The sequence below is a fragment of the Flavobacterium luteolum genome (genome assembly GCF_027111275.1).
GTDB classification, from domain to species: Bacteria; Bacteroidota; Bacteroidia; order Flavobacteriales; family Flavobacteriaceae; genus Flavobacterium; species Flavobacterium luteolum.
In genome coordinates this window covers 4,104,941-4,125,983 of record NZ_CP114286.1, presented here as the reverse complement: position 1 = coordinate 4,125,983, position 21,043 = coordinate 4,104,941, and the positions used below count along the sequence as shown (strand labels likewise).

The 21,043-nt window shown below is 34.4% G+C and carries 22 protein-coding genes; 10 read left to right on the top strand and 12 right to left on the bottom strand.

Translation table 11 applies throughout. The features are described 5' to 3' along the window. The first annotated feature begins 33 nt into the window (after positions 1-33). On the top strand, positions 34-354 hold the full coding sequence (locus OZP10_RS17730) for a YbaB/EbfC family nucleoid-associated protein (RefSeq protein WP_281632058.1): 321 nt from the start codon (positions 34-36) through the stop codon (positions 352-354). Between the two features lie 155 nt (positions 355-509). Here the strand turns inward: OZP10_RS17730 and OZP10_RS17725 are convergent, their stop codons facing one another. Beyond that, entirely contained in the window at positions 510-1,529 is a 1,020-nt protein-coding gene (locus OZP10_RS17725) for a threonine aldolase family protein (RefSeq protein WP_177210137.1), read from the bottom strand. 152 nt (positions 1,530-1,681) lie between these two features. Between OZP10_RS17725 and prfB the strand changes: the two genes are divergently transcribed. From prfB to hemN, 8 genes are all read left to right on the top strand, one after another. Next, positions 1,682-2,780 (top strand): peptide chain release factor 2 gene (gene prfB / locus OZP10_RS17720; protein WP_281632057.1). Its coding sequence is split into 2 segments (ribosomal slippage): positions 1,682-1,744 and positions 1,746-2,780, totalling 1,098 coding nucleotides; the frame shifts between segments, so codons are not numbered across the junction. 94 nt (positions 2,781-2,874) lie between these two features. After that, the gene (gene msrB, locus OZP10_RS17715; protein WP_281632056.1) at positions 2,875-3,321 is read left to right on the top strand and encodes a peptide-methionine (R)-S-oxide reductase MsrB; all 447 of its coding nucleotides are present in this window, start codon (positions 2,875-2,877) and stop codon (positions 3,319-3,321) included. Between the two features lie 329 nt (positions 3,322-3,650). Further along, positions 3,651-4,649 (top strand): UDP-3-O-(3-hydroxymyristoyl)glucosamine N-acyltransferase, encoded by a 999-nt coding sequence (gene lpxD, locus OZP10_RS17710; protein WP_281632055.1) that lies wholly within the window; start codon positions 3,651-3,653, stop codon positions 4,647-4,649. A gap of 147 nt (positions 4,650-4,796) precedes the next feature. After that, positions 4,797-6,425 carry an acyl-CoA carboxylase subunit beta gene (locus tag OZP10_RS17705; protein WP_281632054.1) on the top strand — a complete coding sequence of 543 codons (1,629 nt, stop codon included), beginning with the start codon at positions 4,797-4,799 and terminating at the stop codon, positions 6,423-6,425. A gap of 122 nt (positions 6,426-6,547) precedes the next feature. Further along, the gene (locus OZP10_RS17700; protein ID WP_177210142.1) at positions 6,548-6,970 is read left to right on the top strand and encodes a DoxX family protein; all 423 of its coding nucleotides are present in this window, start codon (positions 6,548-6,550) and stop codon (positions 6,968-6,970) included. 97 nt (positions 6,971-7,067) lie between these two features. After that, entirely contained in the window at positions 7,068-7,415 is a 348-nt protein-coding gene (locus tag OZP10_RS17695) for a hypothetical protein (protein WP_281632053.1), read from the top strand. Positions 7,416-7,521: 106 nt separating this feature from the next. Beyond that, positions 7,522-7,998: a hypothetical protein gene (locus OZP10_RS17690; protein ID WP_281632052.1), complete on the top strand. Its 477-nt coding sequence runs from the start codon at positions 7,522-7,524 to the stop codon at positions 7,996-7,998. 120 nt (positions 7,999-8,118) lie between these two features. Continuing rightward, positions 8,119-9,483 carry an oxygen-independent coproporphyrinogen III oxidase gene (gene hemN, locus OZP10_RS17685; RefSeq protein ID WP_281632051.1) on the top strand — a complete coding sequence of 455 codons (1,365 nt, stop codon included), beginning with the start codon at positions 8,119-8,121 and terminating at the stop codon, positions 9,481-9,483. Between the two features lie 19 nt (positions 9,484-9,502). Here hemN and OZP10_RS17680 read toward each other — a convergent pair whose 3' ends face one another. From OZP10_RS17680 to OZP10_RS17645, 8 genes are all read right to left on the bottom strand, one after another. Next, positions 9,503-10,204 (bottom strand): sulfite exporter TauE/SafE family protein, encoded by a 702-nt coding sequence (locus tag OZP10_RS17680; protein WP_281632050.1) that lies wholly within the window; start codon positions 10,202-10,204, stop codon positions 9,503-9,505. Between the two features lie 5 nt (positions 10,205-10,209). Continuing rightward, on the bottom strand, positions 10,210-10,659 hold the full coding sequence (locus tag OZP10_RS17675; RefSeq protein WP_008462668.1) for a FixH family protein: 450 nt from the start codon (positions 10,657-10,659) through the stop codon (positions 10,210-10,212). A 12-nt stretch (positions 10,660-10,671) separates the two neighbouring features. After that, a complete protein-coding gene (gene ccoG / locus OZP10_RS17670) occupies positions 10,672-12,090 on the bottom strand; it encodes a cytochrome c oxidase accessory protein CcoG (RefSeq protein WP_281632049.1) in 1,419 nt (472 codons plus the stop codon). Positions 12,091-12,100: 10 nt separating this feature from the next. Next, positions 12,101-13,039: a cbb3-type cytochrome c oxidase N-terminal domain-containing protein gene (locus OZP10_RS17665; protein ID WP_281632048.1), complete on the bottom strand. Its 939-nt coding sequence runs from the start codon at positions 13,037-13,039 to the stop codon at positions 12,101-12,103. A 2-nt stretch (positions 13,040-13,041) separates the two neighbouring features. After that, positions 13,042-13,236: a CcoQ/FixQ family Cbb3-type cytochrome c oxidase assembly chaperone gene (locus tag OZP10_RS17660; RefSeq protein ID WP_111378528.1), complete on the bottom strand. Its 195-nt coding sequence runs from the start codon at positions 13,234-13,236 to the stop codon at positions 13,042-13,044. A 7-nt stretch (positions 13,237-13,243) separates the two neighbouring features. Further along, on the bottom strand, positions 13,244-15,430 hold the full coding sequence (ccoN, locus tag OZP10_RS17655; protein WP_177210149.1) for a cytochrome-c oxidase, cbb3-type subunit I: 2,187 nt from the start codon (positions 15,428-15,430) through the stop codon (positions 13,244-13,246). A gap of 2 nt (positions 15,431-15,432) precedes the next feature. Next, a complete protein-coding gene (ccoS, locus tag OZP10_RS17650) occupies positions 15,433-15,624 on the bottom strand; it encodes a cbb3-type cytochrome oxidase assembly protein CcoS (protein WP_281632047.1) in 192 nt (63 codons plus the stop codon). Positions 15,625-15,738: 114 nt separating this feature from the next. Further along, positions 15,739-18,126 (bottom strand): heavy metal translocating P-type ATPase, encoded by a 2,388-nt coding sequence (locus OZP10_RS17645; protein WP_281632046.1) that lies wholly within the window; start codon positions 18,124-18,126, stop codon positions 15,739-15,741. Between the two features lie 202 nt (positions 18,127-18,328). Between OZP10_RS17645 and OZP10_RS17640 the strand changes: the two genes are divergently transcribed. Continuing rightward, positions 18,329-19,012 carry a Crp/Fnr family transcriptional regulator gene (locus tag OZP10_RS17640; protein WP_281632045.1) on the top strand — a complete coding sequence of 228 codons (684 nt, stop codon included), beginning with the start codon at positions 18,329-18,331 and terminating at the stop codon, positions 19,010-19,012. On the opposite strand, the gene mazG is transcribed toward OZP10_RS17640, so the two are convergent. The 3 genes from mazG to def all read right to left on the bottom strand — a co-directional run bounded on the left by mazG (position 19,009) and on the right by def (position 21,014). Further along, complete coding sequence (gene mazG, locus OZP10_RS17635) at positions 19,009-19,779, bottom strand: nucleoside triphosphate pyrophosphohydrolase (RefSeq protein WP_281632044.1); 771 nt, start codon at positions 19,777-19,779, stop codon at positions 19,009-19,011. The two genes, OZP10_RS17640 and mazG, sit on opposite strands and share 4 nt — an antisense overlap. Before the next feature lie 98 nt (positions 19,780-19,877). Beyond that, entirely contained in the window at positions 19,878-20,363 is a 486-nt protein-coding gene (locus OZP10_RS17630; protein ID WP_095930921.1) for a DUF5606 family protein, read from the bottom strand. A gap of 60 nt (positions 20,364-20,423) precedes the next feature. Next, positions 20,424-21,014 (bottom strand): peptide deformylase, encoded by a 591-nt coding sequence (gene def / locus OZP10_RS17625; RefSeq protein ID WP_125719525.1) that lies wholly within the window; start codon positions 21,012-21,014, stop codon positions 20,424-20,426. Positions 21,015-21,043 lie beyond the last annotated feature (29 nt).

Sequence of the window (21,043 nt, the reverse complement as noted above, 5' to 3'; positions counted from 1 at the left end):
TTTTGTCTGAAATAATTTAAAAAATCAACAAAAATGGATTTAATGGGAATGATGGGCAAACTTAAAGAAACCCAGCAAAAAATTGAAGATACCAAAAAGCGTTTAGATACTGTTTTGATTGATGAACAAAGCGCTGACGGATTATTAAAAGTTACTATTACAGCTAGTAGAAAAATAAAATCACTTTCTATTGATGGTTCTCTTTTAGAAGATAAAGAACAGCTAGAAGATTACTTAATTGTAACGTTAAATAAAGCAATAGAAAAAGCAACAAGTGTAAACGAAAGAGAATTAGACGCTGTAGCTAGAATGGATATGCCGTCTATTCCTGGAATGGATAATTTGTTTAAATAAGCTTTTAAGGCACTGAGGTTCTAAGAGGCTAAGGTTCTAAGTTTTATTTTTTTGACAAAAAAAAGAGGATGTATTAACATCCTCTTTTTTTTTTTAAAAGCTTTATTTCTTTCTTCCTTAGAACCTCAGTACCTTAGAAGCTTAGCACCTTTCTCCTAAAACTTCGAAAGTGTTTCCAACACATAAGTATGCATCACTTCTTTATAATCTAGATGCGTTACAATTCGGAGTTTATTATGCCCTAAAGAACTTATAAGTATATTTTTCTGTTTCAATTTTTCAATTAATAATTGGTCACTATAACCTTCTGCCAGTGAAAAAATCAAAATATTAGTTTCTACAGGTTCGATTGCCGCGATCCAAGGTTTTGTGCTTAAGATTTTTGCTATTTCCTTTGCACGGCGATGATCTTCTGCTAATCTTTCGATATTATGAGCCAAAGCATATAATCCAGCCGCAGCCAAATAGCCAACTTGACGCATTCCTCCACCCAATATCTTTCTGATTCTCAACGCTCTATGAATATCAGCTTTACTTCCAAGAAGTACAGAACCAATTGGAGCACCTAACCCTTTAGACAAACAAACGGAAATGGTATCGAAAATCGCCCCAAATTCTCTGGGATTCTGCCTTTTAGCTACTAATGCATTCCATATTCTAGCTCCGTCCAAATGAAACTTGAGATTATGAGCATCACAAACCTTTTTTATTTCTCTTAAATCTTCTAATTCATAACACGCACCGCCACCTTTATTGGTTGTATTTTCCACACAAACCAAACTTGTTAGCGGGCTATGATAAAACTCTGGATCATTTATTGCTGCTTTTACTTGCGCAGCAGTTATCATTCCGCGGTTTCCATCTACTAAACAGCAAGAAACACCGCTGTTAAAAGAAACTCCCCCTCCTTCATAATGATAAACGTGGGCATATTTATCAGCGATCAGCTGTTCGCCAGGTTGCGTGTGCAGTTTAATTGCAGTCTGGTTTGCCATAGTTCCAGACGGAAAGAAAAGACCAGCTTCCATACCAAAAAACTCTGCTGTCCTGTTTTCCAATTCAATCACCGTTGGGTCCTGTTTGTATACATCATCGCCAACATGGGCGTTAAACATATACTGCAGCATTTCATAAGTAGGCTTTGTTATGGTATCGCTGATTAAATTTATTTCCATATTCTAAAAACTATATCTTATTTTTGTATGCAAAATTACGTATTACTTATAGTTATTCTCAGCAAGTTTTGGTAAAATTTAACTCGCTGGTTTCTCTAGACCAAATTAACGTAATAATTCTAAAAAACATATAAAAACCTATTAATTAATTTATGACAACAGCCGAACAAGTAAAAGGTATTGTGGAGCGCCTTGGTGCGTTGAGGAGGTATCTTTGACGTTGATGCCAAGCTAATCGAAATCGCAAACGAAGAAGAAAAAACGTTCGCTCCAGACTTTTGGAACAATCCAAAAGAAGCAGAAGACATTGTAAAAAATCTTCGAAACAAGAAAAAATGGATTGAAGATTATGACAAAGCAGTAGCATTAACAGAAGAACTACAGCTCGCTTATGATTTTTATAAAGAAGGAGAACTTTCTGTAGATGAATTAGATGAACAATATGAAGCTGCACAAGCACATATTGAAAATATCGAATTCAAAAACATGCTTTCTGACGAAGGTGACAGTTTAAGCGCTGTGGTTCAGATTACAGCAGGTGCTGGAGGAACCGAAAGTTGTGATTGGGCAGGAATGCTAATGCGTATGTACATGATGTGGGGAGAAAGTTATGGCTACAAAATTAAAGAGCTTAACTTTCAGGAAGGCGAGGTTGCCGGAATTAAAACCGTAACTTTAGAGTTCGAAGGTGATTATTCATTCGGATATCTAAAAGGAGAAAATGGTGTACACCGTTTAGTTCGTATTTCGCCTTTTGACAGTAACGCAAAACGTCATACTTCTTTCGTATCCGTTTACGTTTATCCGCTTGTAGATGACAGTATCGAAATCGACATTAATCCTGCTGATATCGAGATTACAACTTCTCGCTCAAGTGGTGCTGGTGGACAGAACGTAAACAAGGTTGAAACTAAAGTACAACTGGTTCACAAACCAACTGGAATTCAAATTCAGTGTTCTGAAACTAGATCTCAGCAAGATAACAGACAGCGTGCTATGCAAATGCTTCGTTCTCAATTGTATGAAATCGAATTAAAGAAACAGCAAGCACAGCGTGCGGATATTGAGGCCGGAAAAATGAAAATTGAATGGGGATCGCAGATTCGTAATTATGTAATGCAACCTTATAAATTAGTAAAAGATGTTCGTACAGGTTATGAAACCAGCGATGTTGACGGTGTAATGAACGGAAATATCGACCCTTTCTTGAAAGCCTATCTGATGATGATGGGACAGAAAGAAGAGGAATAGTATCCAGTTCTTTTCTAGTGTTCAGTTGAAGTTTGCAGTCACATTAAACTTGAAACCTGAAACTTTAAACTTTAAACTTTAAAACAAAAAAGTTATGATAAAATGGGCAGATGTAATTCATTTTACAAATAAAGGAAATCCAGCTCCAGACAAAAGAGTGGAGAAAACGGAGGACGAATGGAAACAGATTCTAACTTCAGAAGAATTTCAAGTAACACGTTTAAAAGGAACAGAGAGATCTTTTAGTTCTGAATTGTGCAGTTTATTTGATCCTGGAATTTACGAATGTAAATGCTGCGGAACGGTTCTTTTTGATGCAAGCGAAAAATTTGAATCAGGAACTGGTTGGCCTTCTTTTACACAGCCAATCAAAGAAAATGCAATTGGTTACCATGCCGACAAATCGTACGGGATGATTCGTGTTGAGGTAGTTTGCAACGTCTGCGACGCACATTTAGGTCACGTTTTTCCTGACGGTCCGCCGCCAAGTGGCTTACGTTATTGCATTAACGCAGTTTCATTATCAAAAATTAAAGAATAATTCATAAAAAGCGGTTCATAAAAATGAATCGCTTTTTTTAATCTTCTATCAATAAATGATTTAACAAAACAAATGTAAGCTATAACCTAGCAATTAAATTATTTATTTTCTCCTTCCAAATTTTCACCCATTTTAGGTAAAACCATCAAGTTCCTGCTATTCAATTCATTAAAAAAACCTCATTAATTTAATACCCTAAATGTTAATTTTGTAAAAATTATCATCTTATTTTAAACATTTATTAAGAAACGTAAAAAAATAATTAGGTAATTAAAATGTAATTCATTTTATTTGGCAAAAAATAACTCTTAGTCGATTAAAATTTGTCAATGAGATCCTATTCAATTCAAGAAATTAACGAAGTTATTAATGGCGTAATTTACGGCAGCACTTCACAAAGCATAACTGCCACAGAACAATTAGAAAAAGCAACAACTTCGGAAATCTCATTTATCGGAAATAAAAAATACGAAAAATACTGGTCGACATCTAATGCTTCAATTGCAGTTGTAAACGAAGATATTTCAATAGAGCCTGGAGAAAACCGCGCTTTTATAAAAGTAAAAAATGCCGATTTGGCAATGTCACAAATCCTTGCCCTTTTTGCTCCCCCTGCCCCAATCTTTCATAACAATATTCATAAAACAGCCACGATAGACGAAACTGCTATAATTGGCGAAGGCGTTAAAATTGGCGCTGGCTGTTACATTGGTCCAAAAGTTGAAATTGGCGCCAATACAGTAATTTACCCGAATGTGACTATTTTAGACGAATGCACAATCGGAAGAAACACAACTATTTGGTCTGGAACCGTTATTCGTGAACGTTGTCATATTGGAAGCGAATGCATCATTCACCCCAACGCAACAATTGGCGCCGATGGTTTCGGATTTCGTGCTTGCACTGAAAAAGGTTTGGTGAAAATTCCTCAAATTGGAAATGTAATTATTGGAAACGGTGTAGAAATTGGAGCAAATTCGTGTGTTGATCGCGGTAAATTTAGTTCTACAATTCTTGGTGACGGATGCAAAATAGACAATTTAGTTCAGATTGGGCATAACAGCAAATTAGGCAAGTTCTGTATTATGGCTGGAAACAGTGGTTTAGCAGGTTCTGTAACCTTAGGAAACGGTGTTATCATCGGCGGAAGTGCTTCAATAAAAGACCATACTACAATTGGCGACGGAGCTATAATTGGTGCAGGATCTGGCGTGACTGGAGATGTACCCGCTGGAAAAACAATGCTTGGATATCCAGCTGTTGAAGCTCGAGACGCCTTAAAACAATGGGCGCTATTAAAACAAATGGTTTGTAGCCCTAAAAAATAATTTTAATTAAAAACCTTAATAAAGAAACATCCATTGAACGGATGTTTTTTTTTATTTAATAGTATTTCTTAATTCACAAAGCAACTCGTTTATTTCAATTGATTTTGTAAATTAGCCAACACTATTTTATCAAATCAATACTATATCATGGATTTAAACTTCAATAAAAACGAAGATCACAATAAATTACTTCTTTCTGAACTAAAACAAAAATTCGCAAAAGTAAAATTGGGCGGAGGCGAAAAAAGAATCGAGAAATTACATTCTGAAGGAAAAATGACCGCTCGCGAAAGAATTGCTTATTTATTGGATGAAAATTCTAAAAGTATTGAAATTGGAGGTTTTGCCGGTGAAGGAATGTATTCAGACCATGGTGGCTGTCCTTCTGGAGGTGTTGTAGTAAAAATTGGCTACATCAGAGGGAAACAATGTATTGTAGTTGCCAATGACGCCACTGTAAAAGCTGGAGCTTGGTTTCCTATTACAGGAAAGAAAAACCTTCGTGCGCAGGAAATTGCCATGGAAAACCGACTTCCTATTATTTATCTAGTAGACAGCGCTGGCGTTTATCTGCCAATGCAAGATGAAATTTTTCCTGATAAAGAACATTTCGGACGCATTTTTAGAAATAATGCTCAAATGAGTAGTATGGGAATTACACAAATTGCTGCCGTTATGGGAAGCTGTGTTGCTGGAGGCGCCTACTTACCAATTATGAGCGATGAAGCTTTAATAGTAGATAAAACAGGAAGTATTTTTCTTGCTGGAAGTTATTTGGTAAAGGCCGCAATTGGCGAAACTATTGATAACGAAACTTTAGGAGGTGCTACAACGCATTGTGAAATTTCAGGCGTTACCGACTATAAAGCCAAAGACGACAAAGATGCTTTGGACAAAATCAAAAATATAGTAGATAAAATTGGTGATTTTGATAAAGCAGGATATAGTAGAATCAAATCGGAGAAACCAGCTTTAGAACCAAATGATATTTACGGAATTCTGCCCAAAGCTAGAACTGAACAATATGATATGATGGAAATTATCAAACGTTTGGTTGATAATTCAGAATTTGAAGCTTATAAAGAAGGTTATGGGCAATCGCTGATTACAGGTTATGCCAGAATTGATGGCTGGGCTGTGGGAATTGTGGCCAATCAAAGAAAAGTGGTAAAAACCAAAAAAGGCGAAATGCAGTTTGGAGGCGTTATTTATTCTGATAGTGCTGACAAAGCCACTCGTTTTATTGCCAATTGCAATCAGAAAAAAATTCCATTGGTATTTTTACAAGACGTAACAGGTTTCATGGTGGGTTCAAAATCAGAACATGGTGGAATTATTAAAGATGGTGCCAAAATGGTAAATGCCGTAAGTAATTCTGTTGTTCCTAAATTTACCGTTATTGTCGGAAACTCGTATGGTGCAGGAAATTATGCGATGTGCGGAAAAGCATACGACCCTCGATTAATATTTGCGTGGCCAAGTGCAGAGCTTGCTGTTATGGGCGGAACTCAAGCTGCAAAAGTATTGGCCCAAATCGAAGCCTCTTCGCTTAAAGCAAAAGGAGAAACCGTTGACGAAGCAAAAGAAGCCGAATTATTCGACAAAATAAAAGCACGTTACGACGAGCAGACTTCGCCGTACTATGCTGCCTCAAGACTATGGACAGACGCTATTATCGATCCATTAGAAACCCGTAACTGGATTTCGATGGGAATCGAAGCTGCAAACCACGCTCCTATTCAAAAACCATTTAATTTGGGAGTAATCCAAGTTTAGTGATTTAAGAATTCTCAACAAGACGTTAAATAAAAAGCAAAAAACTCATTTTCTAGCTGTCTAAAATATACATATCATTAAAAATTAGTAACTTAGCGTATAATTTTTAATCACACAACATCATGGAAAATGTAAAAAGTTTGAATAAATGGGCGAATTCGCACACTTATTTACCAGTTGATTTAGTACGTATTGTTTTGGGTGGATTTTTATTTATGAAAGGTGTCTCTTTCGTCACCAATATTCAGTACCTGCATGATTTGATTTCCCCAATTGACAAGTTTGGAGGAGGTATGTTTATGCTGCATTACATTGCTCCTGCCCACATGATTGGTGGTATAATGATTATTTTCGGACTTTTAACCAGATGGGCAATTGCAGCCCAATTACCCATTTTATTTGGTGCTGTTCTTGTAAATTCTATGGGAAGAATGCATTCTGAAAGTTTGGCTTTAGCTATCATCGTTTTATTAGTCTGCATATTTTTCTTGTTTTATGGAAGTGGAAAACACTCGGCAGATTATTATTTTAAAATGCAACAATAGCCTCATAAGTCCTCAGTTTAGCTGAGGACTTTTTTTTGAGTGTTAATTAATTCCATAAAATTTCTTTAATTGCGTTTTATGACTTAAATTCGCCGACATGAATTGGATTCGTAAAACCGTTATTTTTATTACGCTTTTGCTTGCAGGATTGTTTGCTCATCAAGCAGACCAAGGTTCTATGCACATAATCGAAACGGAAAAATCCGATACTAACTTCTGCAAAGACATTCCTGATTCGTCTGCCTTTATACAGCCACAAGGAAGTTATCAATTTGCGGCAAACATCAAAACAAATCCAACGGGAATAATTAAATGTTTTGATACTCTTTTACCGCTGATCCCGCAACATCAAACCGTTACATCTGTTACAGCATATACTAAACTCTTTACAACTCAAAGTAAAAAGGTTTCGGTCATACTCTATGCTTTCCATTTTTTCTGGTAAATAAATACTTGATTTTCTTTAGAAGAATTAATTCTTCTGTACTTACATAGCCGTTTTCAAGCCGAAAACTGTTTTGCATATCATTTATTTATTACATTAAAACTTTATGGAAACTACTACCACAATAATGGGTATTGTGATTTTAATTATTGTTGCTATCCCAATTTATTTTTCTGCACGTTCATCAGCTGCAAGCAAATCAAGAATATTAAACATTAAAAAAAGATTCAATCCAACTCATCCAGAGGATTTTGACTTGACAGAATCAATCAACAATAAGACTTTAACGATTGATCAGAAAAACAATAAATTTATTTTGATGAATTTCAATCCAAATCAGCAAGAGTCAATTTATGTCGATTTGAATACTATTTCTTCATGCAAATTAATTCCAACTACAGATTCCGGATCCAATACTATTATCAAAATAGATTTTGAATTTCAAGAAAAAGAAACATCTAAAAAATTAATAATTCCATTCTATGATTTTGATGATGACCGCATCAAACAGATTAGTGTCTATCAAGATCATCAGTTTGCGAAAAAATGGCTTAAAATCATCCAAGATTCTATATCACGTTAGTTATTTAATTCAGAAAAGAGGCTCAATTTTGGGCCTCTTTTTATTTACAAGTTTCATGATATTTGTCATTTTATGTCTTAGCCCAAAGTTTTAATTTTGATGTAAACTAAATCCGTCATTATGAAAATTTCTTTGACTCAAAAGTACAATGTCCCAGGTCCAAGATATACTAGTTATCCGACAGTTCCATACTGGAATGAAGCAGACTTTACTGCAGAAAAATGGATTACTACTTTAAAGCAATCATTTTCTGAAAGCAATTCAAAGAACGGAATAAGTTTATACATTCATCTTCCTTTCTGTGAGAGTATGTGTACTTTCTGCGGATGCAATAAACGCATTACCAAAAATCATTCAGTAGAAGAAAAATACATTGAGGCAGTTCTAAAAGAGTGGTCTATGTATTGTGATATACTTCCAGAAAAACCCGTAATTAAAGAAATACATTTAGGCGGAGGAACCCCGACATTCTTTTCAAAAGAAAATTTAGAATGTCTTATTAACGGAATTTTTGATCATGCTGTAAGAGCAGAAAACCACGAATTTAGTTTTGAAGGACATCCAAATAACACTACTCACGAACAGCTTAAAAAATTATATGATTTAGGCTTTCGCCGAGTAAGTTTCGGAGTACAAGATTATTCTGCCACAGTTCAAAAAGCAATTAATAGAATTCAGCCTTTTCATAATGTTGCTAAAGTTACCTTTTGGGCAAAAGAAATTGGTTATACTTCAATCGGACACGATATTATTTTTGGTCTTCCATTTCAAACTATTGAAGATGTTGTCGATACGGTTGAAAAAACCAATTCATTAAAACCAGATAGATTGGCATTTTACAGCTATGCGCACGTGCCTTGGATAAAAGGAAACGGACAACGCGGTTTTAATGACGAAAATCTTCCAAAAGATGCAGAAAAGAGAAAGCTGTATGAAATTGGCAAACAACTCCTTATTCAAAACGGATATCACGAAATTGGAATGGATCATTTTGCCTTAGTAGATGATAGTTTATACAAAGCTGCTCACAACGGAAATCTGCATAGAAATTTCATGGGTTATAGTGCATCTAAAACTCAAGTTATGATTGGCTTAGGCGTTTCTTCTATAAGCGACAGCTGGTATAGTTTCGCTCAAAACACGAAGAACCTTGAAGAATATTATGAAATTTTAGATTCAGATAAACTTCCAGTTGTAAAAGGCCATATTTTAACTGATGAGGATCTGATTATCCGAAAACACATTCTTAATTTAACGTGCGAATTAGAAACTTCCTGGACTGAAGAATCTTTAAACTTTACGGAACTTCCAGAAGCTTTAACAGCTTTAAAAGAAATAGAAAACGATAATTTAATTGTTATTGAAAATAATAAAATCAAGATTACAGAAGAAGGAAGACCTTTTGTCCGCAATATCTGCATGGCTTTTGATTTGCATCTAAAAAGAAAGTCACCGGAAACAAATCTGTTTTCGATGACTGTATAATTAAAATCTTAAACTATTTCTAGTGGCAGTTTGGAGTCTGCTGTACAAACAAACTCATGTTTGAAGGAGAAATATAAGGAATTCCCAAACCTAATCCGCGAAGGATAAATAAGACTCCAATTATAACCGCAACATACGGAATTGCCTTTTGGATTTTGTTTCTGAAAGGCAGTTTTAATAATGTGTTGACATAAACCACAACTGTCATTAGAGGTATAGTTCCAATTCCAAATAAAAGCATGTAAAGCACACCATAACCAGCACTTTGCATTGCAATTGCTCCAAATAAAGCAACATAAACCATTCCACATGGTAAAAATCCATTTAGGAGGCCAATAGTAAACAACGATTTATAACTCTTATTTTTAAACTGACTTCCTAGATTAGTTTTAATTTTCGAAATGATTTTATAAACTGGTTTTGAAAAATTGTATTGCGCAAATTTTTTTTCTGGAATCAAAACCACAATAATCATAATTACCCCAATAATTATCGACATTTTCTGCTGTAATCCTGCCAGAAAAAAACCTCTTCCCAGTAATCCAAAAATCAATCCAATTATTGAATAAGCTGTTAATCGCCCTAAGTGATACGTCATAATCTGCGTTGCCTTTTTAGCTTCATTTTGTCTATCTACAGGAAGCATCATAGCAATTGGTCCGCACATTCCAACACAATGCAGACTACTGATTAAACCTAAAAAGAAAGCAGAGAATAACATTTTTTTTAGTTTACGTAAATAACTTCTTTTGTGAGATATTTTTTGCCCTCATATTGCCACTCCATATTAACATCCCAACGTCCTTTTATTAATTTTTTCTGTGGAATAATTATTTCTGAATTCGTTAAAGCAATTTGAGTATTAAAGTCGAATTTTTTGTTTGAAGGTCTATATAGCTGAATATTTCCTTTCACTTTATCACTTTCAAATCCAGCAGGGAAAATTACAGCCACACCTTCTCCAGTATATTTTATTGATGGTTTATGCTGTAAATCATGCGCATTTTGAATCCTTGCCATCTCTTCCTGAAAGTGTGTATCATGTTTGTAATATTCCTCTACAACCAAATCATTATCATATTTAGAGTTTGATTGCACTTCAAAAACAAAATATAAAATAAATGTCATAAACAAGCCGAATGCAATGACAATTCCTGTTCCCCAATTAAATTTCATGATGTAAATGTTTTAATTAAAACTGCGTGGTCCTAAGAAATTTGTTGTAGTAGTTTCTATAAGTTCAGAACCATTATAAACGCCTATTTTTACTTTTGTTTTATCACTTTCTAATAAAACTTCATCTATTTCTATAAACAATGTTCCTTGAGAAATTCCTTCTTTAGCAACTTTAAAATGTCTTTTCCCTACATTTTTAATTTCTCCTTTTTGATCGATTAATTCAAAATGAATGTCGTTGTAATCTTTCATAGTTTTGTTTACAATTTTATAGGTGTAAACATTACTGATTTTTTCACCATCATGTTGGAACAACTGACCAGGTAAACGTAAAACAACTGCCTGCACATCTGTTCTTAAAAACAGCATACCAACAAAAATACTCAATAAAATAAACAAAACTGCCGTATAACCTTTCATTCTTGCTGTAAATTTGAAAGGTTCTTTTTTTGCAATTTCATCTTCAGATGCATAGCGAATAAGACCTTTTGGCAATCCTACAGATTCCATAATATGATCACATTCATCAATACAAGCTGTACAGTTTGTACATTCAAGCTGCGTTCCGTTTCTAATGTCAATCCCCATCGGGCAAACATGAACGCATTGAAGACAATCAATACAGTCGCCTTTTCCAGTTAATGCTCTATCTTCATTTTTTTTGAATTTTGCACGTCCTTCTTCTTTTTCTCCACGCACAAAATCGTAGGCAACATTTATCGATTTATTATCTAAAAGAACTCCCTGCAATCTTCCGTACGGACATGCTATAATACAAACCTGCTCACGAAACCATACAAAAACAAAATAGAAAATTCCAGTAAATATAAGCAGTGCAATAAAATTGCTAGCTTGAGCAATAGGCCCTTGCTCTATCATTAAGAACAAAGTATCACTTCCTACTAAATAAGCCAAAAAGATATTTGCAATAAGAAAAGAGATAAGGAAGAAAATAGTCCATTTTAAAAATCGTTTTCTAATTTTCTCACCATTCCATTCCATTCTTGCTAAACGAGACTGAGAACCTCGATCACCATCAATCCAGTATTCGATACGACGGAAAACCATTTCAAGAAAAATCGTTTGGGGACAGATCCATCCGCAAAATATTCTTCCAAAAACAACAGTAAACAAAATTATAAATACAACGCCGACAAGCATTGAAATTACGAAGAGATAAAAATCCTGTGGCCAAAAAGGGAATCCAAATATGTTAAAACGACGTTCTAAGATATTGAACATCATAAACTGATTCCCATTAACCTTAATGAAAGGATTTATGAATAAAATTGCCAATAAAACATAGCTGACAATTTTTCTATATTCATAAAATTTACCAGACGGTTTTTTAGGAAATATAAATTTTCGTTTCCCACCTTCATCTATTGTTCCGATGGTATCTCTAAAAGCTTCGTCTGGTAAATTTGACATGATATTCTAATTATTTTTTAACTTCTGTAGTATCTTTTGGGGCTGCAGAGGCTGCATCTGTTTTAGGAGCACTATCATCTACCCAAACTTCTCCCTCTGCTTCTTTCGGATCTTTCGGATTACTTCCTTGTAAAGACAGAATGTAACTTGCCACTTTTTGTATTTCTTTTGGCTTAAGGGTTCCTTTCCAAGCAATCATCCCTTTACCGTCTCTACCCCCATTTGTGATAGTGTGGAATAGATTTTTAATCCCTCCTCCTAAGATCCATTTATCATCAGTAAGGTTTGGTCCAATCTGTCCTCCAGCATCTGCACGGTGACAGGCTGCGCAATTGGTTGTAAAGATTGTTTTACCTTCCTCTAAACTTGGTGCATCTGTTAGTAAAACAACTGTTTTTTCGTCCATTAAATCTGGCGCTGTTTTCATGTATTCTGCAACGTCAATCTTTGCTTGAGCCAATTCTTTTTTCAGCTCCATTTCTTGATCATCAGCTCCTAAAACATCGTAACGAACAACATAAATTACTCCAAAAATGATACAGATATAGAATAAATATACCCACCATGGTGGCAAATTATTATCTAACTCTTTGATTCCATCATAGTCATGATCCATCAATAAGTCACCTTCTTTTTCAATTGGCTCTGTTTTAGTCAATTTATGCATTAGATTCTTGAACCAAGTACTTTCTTTGAAGCTTAAACTTTCTTCAAGTTCTTTTTGCGCTTTTTCTTCTGGTGACAATAATTGGAACATTACTCGATTTACAGCACTAAGCGTAATTTCGATTGCAATCAGAATAAACAAAAAGACAAATAAAAAGAGCGAAACCATTGGGAATTTTATAAAAGCTGGTTTATCGCCTGAGTCTATAAAATATTCCATCAAAGCAAATACGATGAAGAAAATCAACGGTACTCTAACATATACTGGGAAAAACTTTTTCATTTTTATCTATCTTTTGTGATTACACTAAGTCCTTCATCTAAAGGTATATTACTCATTTCTTGAATTTTTTCTTTTCTATAAGAGAACACCCAAATGCCTAATCCTACAAAGAAGAAGAAGAAAATCAAGAGGGAAATAATCGGGTATAATTCTACACCCGATATTGTTTCCATATTGTGTTTTATTTGTTCAAACATAATGCTGTTATTTTGAAGTTTCTTTTACTTTAATATCAGTACCAAGTCTTTGAATATATGCGATCAAAGCAACGATTTCTCTTTCGTTCATCGGAATAAACTTCTCGCCTTTTGCAGCAGCTTTTTTACGGCTGTCTTCATAACTCTTAACAAAATCAGGATCGCTTTCTAAGCTTTTTTCAATCTTAACAGCCTGCTCTCTTAATGTTCTTTGCGCATTTGCAACTTCTTCTGGAGTATATGGCACTCCTAAAGAAATCATTGCCTGCATTTTCTTCTGAGTCAATGAAATATCCATTGGTTTGTTATCGAACAACCATTTATAACCTGGCATAATTGATCCAGCAGATGTACTTTGCGGATTCCACATGTGGTTAAAATGCCAGTTGTCATTATACTTACCACCTACTCTTAATAAATCTGGTCCTGTACGTTTTGATCCCCATAAGAATGGATGGTCGTAAACAAACTCTCCCGCTTTTGACTGAACTCCGTAACGTTCTACTTCACTTCTAAATGGACGAACTGATTGTGAGTGACATCCAACGCAACCTTCTCTGATGTATAAGTCACGTCCTTCAAGCTCTAACGGTGTATATGGTTTTACACTTGAAATTGTCGGAATATTTGATTTTACCATAATCGTTGGCACAATCTGAATTATACCTCCAATTAAAATCGCAATTGTTGCTAAAATGGTTAGTTGAATTGGTTTTCTTTCTAACCATGAGTGGAATTTCTCTCCACTTAATCTACTGCTTTTTATTGTTTGTAAAGCTGGAGCCTGAGCCAATTCATCTTCAATTGTATTACCCGCTTTTACTGTCATGATAATGTTGTAAACTAATGTCAACATACCAATCAGATACAAACTACCTCCAATAGCTCTCATCCAATACATTGGCATAATAGCAGTTACTGTTTCAAGGAAGTTTCCATAAGTTAAAGTACCATCTGGATTAAATTGTTTCCACATTGATGCTTGTTGGAAACCTGCCACATATAATGGAATTGTATAAACAATAATACCTAAAGTACCAATCCAGAAATGGAAGTTTGCTAATTTCTTAGAGAATAGTTCTGATTTTGTCATTCGTGGAATCAGCCAATAGATAATACCAAATGACATGAAACCGTTCCAAGCTAAAGCTCCTACGTGTACGTGCGCTACGATCCAGTCAGTATAGTGCGCAATGGCATTTACATTTTTTAAAGATAACATCGGACCTTCAAAAGTTGCCATACCGTAACCCGTAATCGCTACTACAAAGAATTTTAAAACTGGTTCTTCACGAACTTTATCCCAAGCTCCTCTTAATGTAAGAAGACCATTGATCATACCTCCCCAAGATGGAGCAATTAACATTACTGAGAATGCAACACCTAAATTCTGAGCCCAGTTTGGCAATGCAGAATATAATAAATGGTGTGGTCCCGCCCAGATATAGATAAAAATTAAAGACCAAAAGTGAATAATAGATAATCTATAAGAGTAAACAGGTCTGTTCGCAATTTTTGGAACGAAATAATACATTAATCCCAAGAATGGAGTTGTAAGAAAGAATGCCACCGCATTGTGCCCGTACCACCATTGTACAAGTGCATCCTGAACACCTGCATACACTGAGTAACTTTTTAAAGCTGAAACCGGAATTTCGATATTATTAAAGATATGAAGTACGGCTACTGTTACAAATGTTGCTAAATAAAACCAGATTGCAACATATAAATGGCGCTCTCTACGACGTAACATTGTGCCAATCATATTGATTCCCATTACAACCCAAATTAAAGCGATTGCAATGTCAATTGGCCACTCTAGCTCTGCATACTCTTTAGAAGAAGTATAACCTAACGGAAGTGTAATTGCTGCAGCCACAATAATCAGCTGCCATCCCCAGAAATGAAGGTTACTTAAAAAATCACTAAACATCCTGGCTTTTAGCAATCTTTGTAGCGAGTAGTACATACCAGCGAAGAAGGCATTACCCACAAAGGCAAAAATAACTGCATTAGTGTGTAACGGTCTTAATCGTCCGTAACTCAGCCACGGAATCCCATCTGTCATGTTGGGAAAAAGGTACATTACCGCTAAGGTAAGTCCCACTAACATACCCACAACACCAAAGAGTATTGTGGCGTAAATGAATTTTTTTACAATTTTGTTGTCGTAATAAAACTGTTCCATTTCCATAATTATACTTGTTTTTCTTCGATTGGTGAATTATTATTTTGGGGATTAATTTTGGTTTCGTCATCAAAAAGAATTCTGACTGAAGGTGTATAATCATCATCATACTGCCCAGATTTGACAGCTGCGATAAAGGCAATAAAGAAACAGATTGCCACAAAAATACTTACTGAAATTAATAGATAAATAACACTCATACCCTGGATTTATATTAACAAAATTAGCTTGTTAAAGGCGCATAAAATATGATAATTATCATAGAAGATTAGTTATGTTAAATTTAATAAAATATCTTCTCTAATAATTTATAATCATTCTAAATTTCTGCTACTGAAATAGTTAGACATAAAAGTCACAAAACTTACAATCGTAATTGTACTCAACGGCATAATGATTGCCGCAACCAATGGAAGTAAATTTCCTGTAACCGCAAACGCAAGTCCAACAACGTTGTAGAGCAATGATAATCCAAAACTCATTTTTATAATTAAAATAGCTTTGTGAGAAAGCTTTAAAAAGTAATTGAGACGCGAAAATTCTGTTGCATCTAAAATGGCATCACATGCAGGCGAAAAGACATTTACATTCTCTGATATCGAAATCCCAACATTACTTTGTGCCAATGCTCCAGCATCATTTAACCCATCTCCAACCATCATTACATTTTGTCCTTTCTCCTGAAGTTTCTTTATGTATTCTAGTTTTTGCTCGGGTTTTTGATTGAATATCAACTCAGTACCTTTTGGCAGAATAGCTTCCAAATTCGATCTTTCGCCATCATTGTCACCAGAAAGCACTTTGATTTGATAGTTCTTACTTAGACTTACAAAAAGTTTCTCCAGACCTTCTCTGTATTGGTTTTGGAAAGTGTATTTTCCAAAATAAGTGCCACCTATCTTAATGTGTAATGCAGTTTTTTCAATTTCTGAACCATCCGCAACTATATCATCAACGAATTGTCCAGATCCTATTTTTATTTCCTTACTTTCAACAATCGCCAAAATACCTTTTCCAGTAATTTCTTGAAAGTCTTCTACATTAATTCGCTTAGTTTCCGGCAGAAAATCATAAAGCATTCTGCTTAACGGATGGTTTGAACCGCGCAACACATTTTTAATCAATAAGATATCTGAATCTGAAATAGGATTTCCATCATACATTATATTCGATTTTTTGTTGGTTGTAATAGTTCCTGTTTTATCAAAAACAATAGTATCAACTTTAGCAAGCTGTTCAATCACAACAGCATTTTTTAAGTAAAACTTCTTTTTACCTAAAATACGCAATATGTTTCCAAAAGTAAACGGAGCAGTCAGAGCCAACGCACAAGGGCAAGCTACGATTAGCACGGCTGTAAAGACATTAAAAGCTGTATTAGCATCAATAAAAATCCAATAACCAAAACCAGCAAATGCAATGAGCAATAGTATGGGGGTAAAATATCGGCTAATCGCATCTGTTATGGTTTTGTGTTTCTGGTCTACTTTTTTCTGAAAAATTTCATTACTCCATAATTGAGTTAAATAACTTTGAGAAACGGAGTGCAAAACTTCCATTTCTATAACTTTTCCAATCTGTTTTCCTCCTGCAAATACCTTATCTCCAGACTTTTTGGTAATTGGCACTGCTTCTCCCGTAACAAAGCTATAATCTATTTCTGCGCTATCGCTAATTAAAATTCCGTCTACTGGAATTAGCTCTTGATTTCTAATCAACAATCGATCTCCTTTTAGAACATCATAAATGGCTACATTTTCTTCAGAAGCATCTTTATTGATTTTAGTAACTGCAATTGGAAAATAGGATTTGAAATCTCTCTCAAAACTTAAAAAACTATACGTTTTAATTTGAAACATTTTGCCAAGAAGCATGAAAAATATCAAACTGGCCAAACTGTCAAAAAATCCTGGACCGTGATCCATCAGCATGTCGTATGTGCTACGAATAAACATCACGATAATTCCTAAAGCAATAGGAATGTCAATATTAAGCATTCTGGTTCTAATACTATGATAAGCAGAAACATAATATCCGCTAGCTGAGTATAAAAAAGTTGGCAATGCTAAAAGAAAAATAAGTAATCTGAAAAACGGTTTGTAGCTATCTAGCCAAAATTCTTTCATTTCGAAATATTCCGGAAATGAAAGCAGCATGATGTTTCCGAAACAGAAAAATGCAACACCCAATTTATAGGTTAAACTCCTGTCGACCTTTGCTTTTGCCGATCCGTAATTTTCTAAACTAATGTAAGGTTCATAGCCTATAGAACTTAGGAGATACACTATTTCTTTTAAAGAAACGACATCAGAATTAAAAGTAATTCTAACTTTCTTTTCGTGAAAATTAACTTGAGAAGTGCTAATTCCAGACTGAAGACGATGAAGGTTTTCTAAAATCCAGATACAAGAACTGCAATGGATATGCGGAATATTAAGTGAAACAATTGATGTGTTTCCTTCTTGAAACTCTAAAACTTTTGCTAGTATAGTTTCATTTTCTAAAAAATCATATTTCCCTTTGATGTCTTGTGGAGTGGCGCCCGGAGACTTTTCAAAATCATAATAAGACGTTAGATCGTTGATACTGAAAATTTCGTAAACCGTTTTGCAGCCTGTGCAACAAAACTTCTTATCATCAAAATCAATTTCTTCATTTTGTTCAATAGTTAAACCACAATGAAAACAACTTTGCTCCCTCATAAACTTGTTTTTATTTGATGCAAATTTCCAATTAAAGCACAATTATTAAGATGATAATTGTCATGTTATTTTGAAATCAGGTTTCTAAATTTATAAAATAAAAAGCCCCGATTAGAGTTAGCCCTAATTTATAATAATTTTACCTTACAATGGTAGTTAAAACCCTTAAATATGTTTATTTTTGCAGCAAACAAATATTGTCATGAATAAATGTGATCAATGCATTGTACGCCAGCTAAGCTCATTAAAAGCCCTTAATAAAGAAGAAGTTATTAAATTAGCCAGCAGTAAAACGACTTATAAAATTAAAAAAGGTGAAGCTCTTTTTGAAGAAGGCGAAGTAACCAATGGCGTTTTCTGTGTTAAAGACGGTGTTGGAAAACTTTCAAAATTGAGTGCAAACGGAAAAGATCAAATTGTAAAATTGGTCAAATCTGGTGAACTTCTTGGACAGCGTTCTATGATTAGCAATGAGCCAGCAAATCTAACTGCAAAAGCAATCGCAGACATGGAAGTTTGTTTTATTCCTAAAAATGAAATCATCAATTTCTTTAATAGCAACAATCAGTTTTCTCTAAATATGATGCAATCTGTCTGCGAAGATTTAAAGGAATCTGAGAATGAAAAAATTGCTTTAGTCCAAAAAACAGTTAAGCAGAGGCTTGCTGAAACGTTACTGCACCTGCATGATGAATTTGGTGAAGATGCTGACAAAACACTTAAAGTTCAACTAACTAGAGAAGAACTTGCAGGTATTATTGGAACTGCTACCGAAAGCTGTATTCGATTATTATCTGATTTTAATAAATTGGGATTAATAGAATTGGTTGGTAAAAAAATCATGCTTAAAGACGTTCGCGCTTTAAAGAAATTAGCTGACAATTAAAGCTTTTTAGCTTCATTCCAAAAAACATCCATTTCTGTAAGTGTCATATCCATTAATGGTTTTCCTAATTCGTTTGCTTTACTTTCTAGGTATTGAAAACGTTTAATGAATTTTTTATTGGTTCTTTCTAAAGCGTCTTCTGGATTTACATTTAAAAATCGAGCGTAATTAATCATAGAAAACAAAACATCTCCGAATTCGTCTTCGATTTTATCTTGGTTTCCAGATTTCACTTCGTCTTGCAATTCCTGTAGTTCTTCTTGGACTTTATCCCAAACCTGATGAGGTTCTTCCCAATCAAAACCAACTCCTTTTACTTTATCTTGAATTCTGCTTGCTTTAACCAAAGCAGGAAGACTTCTTGGAACACCTTCTAAAACTGATTTTTTACCTTCTTTAAGCTTTAGTTTTTCCCAGTTTTGCTTTACTTCTTCTTCGTTTTCCACTTTAACATCACCATAAATATGAGGATGACGGTGAATTAGTTTCTCGCAGATTTCATTGCAGACATCAGCGATATCAAAATCATTGGTTTCACTGCCTATTTTGGCGTAAAAAACAATATGAAGAAGCAAATCTCCCAATTCTTTTTTAACTTCATTTAAATCATTATCCAGAATAGCATCTCCCAGTTCGTAAGTTTCTTCAATTGTCAAATGTCTCAAGGTCTGCAACGTTTGCTTTCTATCCCACGGACATTGTTCACGCAATTCATCCATGATATTCAATAATCTCTCAAATGCCTTTAACTGGTTTTCTCTTTTCATTTTGAAGTTTCTTATGATTTAAACTCGATTCTGTAAAATTAAAAAATCCTGTCAAGAAAACATCTGAACAGGATTATTTTATATTTAAAGAAAAATTACTATTCTTCTTTTTTAGCTTTTGCTTTTTTAGCTGCTGGCGCTTTTTTTGGTTTTTCTTCAGCAACTGGAGCTTCTTCTTTTGGTTCTTCAGCTGCTGGAGCTAAATCTGTTACTAAACCTTTTGCTTGAAGCGTGTTGTACCAGTTTAATACTTTTTTGATATCTGATGGGTAAACTCTTTCTTCGTCATAGTCAGGAAGAATTTGTTTAAAATATGCAGACAAAGTAGCGTTGTCTTCTTTATGAGAGATCGCTTGACCTTTATTTTCTTTAACGGCAATCTGCTGCATTACTTCAGTTAACGGTTTTTCGCCTTCATAAGTATAAATCGAAATTTCAGACAATAAACTTACATTGCTTTTTAGATTTACAGTAATCTTCTTCCCATCAATTAATGATTCCGCCACAAAACCTGTACGAGTTTGAACTTTCAATTCGTATAAACCTGGTTTTCCTGAAATGGCTAAAATTTTCGTTAAATTCATTTTTATTAAAATTAGTATTAAGAATTTTATTTATTTTTTGTTTCTAAGTATTTAGAAAACTTATCTTGCTTTTTTAGCTGCAAAAAACTTCATTCTATATTCCTGAAACGTTTTACCTTCAGTAATATTTTTCAATTTTTTTTGGATTAATCGTTTTTTAAGAGATGAGATTTTATCAGTAAACAAAATTCCTTCAATATGGTCATATTCGTGCTGGATAACTCTTGCAATTAATCCGTCAAATACTTCCGTTTTCATAACGAAATCTTCTTCGCAATATTCGATTGTAACAGTAGGTTTTCTGTAAACATCTTCACGCACATCTGGAATACTCAAACAGCCTTCATTAAATCCCCACTCTTCTCCTTCTTCTTTAACGATTTTAGCATTGATAAAAGTCTTCTTGAAACCTTTCAAATCTTTTTGTTCCTCTGAAGGAAGATCCTCATCATCACTAAAAGGCGTTGTATCTATCACAAACAAACGAATTGGCAGTCCAACCTGCGGTGCAGCAAGTCCAACTCCATACGCATTGTACATGGTCTCGTACATGTTTGCGATCGTTTCTTTTAGGTTTGGATATTCTGGTGTAATATCTTGTCCAACTTTTCTTAAAACAGGATCACCGTATCCTACAATTGGTAAAATCATTTGTTTTTATTTATGTTTTATGTGCTGTA

Excerpts from the sequence above, each read along its gene's own strand:
- mazG (WP_281632044.1), bottom strand. The coding sequence starts at position 19,779 with ATGAAAAGAGAAAACCAGTTAAAGGCATTTGAGAGATTATTGAATATC.
- OZP10_RS17705 (WP_281632054.1), top strand. The coding sequence starts at position 4,797 with ATGGATTTAAACTTCAATAAAAACGAAGATCACAATAAATTACTTCTT.
- OZP10_RS17660 (WP_111378528.1), bottom strand. The coding sequence starts at position 13,236 with ATGTTTGAACAAATAAAACACAATATGGAAACAATATCGGGTGTAGAA.
- ccoN (WP_177210149.1), bottom strand. The coding sequence starts at position 15,430 with ATGGAAATGGAACAGTTTTATTACGACAACAAAATTGTAAAAAAATTC.
- OZP10_RS17725 (WP_177210137.1), bottom strand. The coding sequence starts at position 1,529 with ATGGAAATAAATTTAATCAGCGATACCATAACAAAGCCTACTTATGAA.
- OZP10_RS17630 (WP_095930921.1), bottom strand. The coding sequence starts at position 20,363 with ATGAATTTAACGAAAATTTTAGCCATTTCAGGAAAACCAGGTTTATAC.
- OZP10_RS17645 (WP_281632046.1), bottom strand. The coding sequence starts at position 18,126 with ATGAGGGAGCAAAGTTGTTTTCATTGTGGTTTAACTATTGAACAAAAT.
- msrB (WP_281632056.1), top strand. The coding sequence starts at position 2,875 with ATGATAAAATGGGCAGATGTAATTCATTTTACAAATAAAGGAAATCCA.
- OZP10_RS17680 (WP_281632050.1), bottom strand. The coding sequence starts at position 10,204 with ATGTTATTCTCTGCTTTCTTTTTAGGTTTAATCAGTAGTCTGCATTGT.
- OZP10_RS17690 (WP_281632052.1), top strand. The coding sequence starts at position 7,522 with ATGGAAACTACTACCACAATAATGGGTATTGTGATTTTAATTATTGTT.
- def (WP_125719525.1), bottom strand. The coding sequence starts at position 21,014 with ATGATTTTACCAATTGTAGGATACGGTGATCCTGTTTTAAGAAAAGTT.
- OZP10_RS17700 (WP_177210142.1), top strand. The coding sequence starts at position 6,548 with ATGGAAAATGTAAAAAGTTTGAATAAATGGGCGAATTCGCACACTTAT.
- hemN (WP_281632051.1), top strand. The coding sequence starts at position 8,119 with ATGAAAATTTCTTTGACTCAAAAGTACAATGTCCCAGGTCCAAGATAT.
- lpxD (WP_281632055.1), top strand. The coding sequence starts at position 3,651 with ATGAGATCCTATTCAATTCAAGAAATTAACGAAGTTATTAATGGCGTA.
- OZP10_RS17730 (WP_281632058.1), top strand. The coding sequence starts at position 34 with ATGGATTTAATGGGAATGATGGGCAAACTTAAAGAAACCCAGCAAAAA.
- OZP10_RS17640 (WP_281632045.1), top strand. The coding sequence starts at position 18,329 with ATGAATAAATGTGATCAATGCATTGTACGCCAGCTAAGCTCATTAAAA.
- OZP10_RS17675 (WP_008462668.1), bottom strand. The coding sequence starts at position 10,659 with ATGAAATTTAATTGGGGAACAGGAATTGTCATTGCATTCGGCTTGTTT.
- ccoG (WP_281632049.1), bottom strand. The coding sequence starts at position 12,090 with ATGTCAAATTTACCAGACGAAGCTTTTAGAGATACCATCGGAACAATA.
- ccoS (WP_281632047.1), bottom strand. The coding sequence starts at position 15,624 with ATGAGTGTTATTTATCTATTAATTTCAGTAAGTATTTTTGTGGCAATC.
- OZP10_RS17695 (WP_281632053.1), top strand. The coding sequence starts at position 7,068 with ATGAATTGGATTCGTAAAACCGTTATTTTTATTACGCTTTTGCTTGCA.
- OZP10_RS17665 (WP_281632048.1), bottom strand. The coding sequence starts at position 13,039 with ATGAAAAAGTTTTTCCCAGTATATGTTAGAGTACCGTTGATTTTCTTC.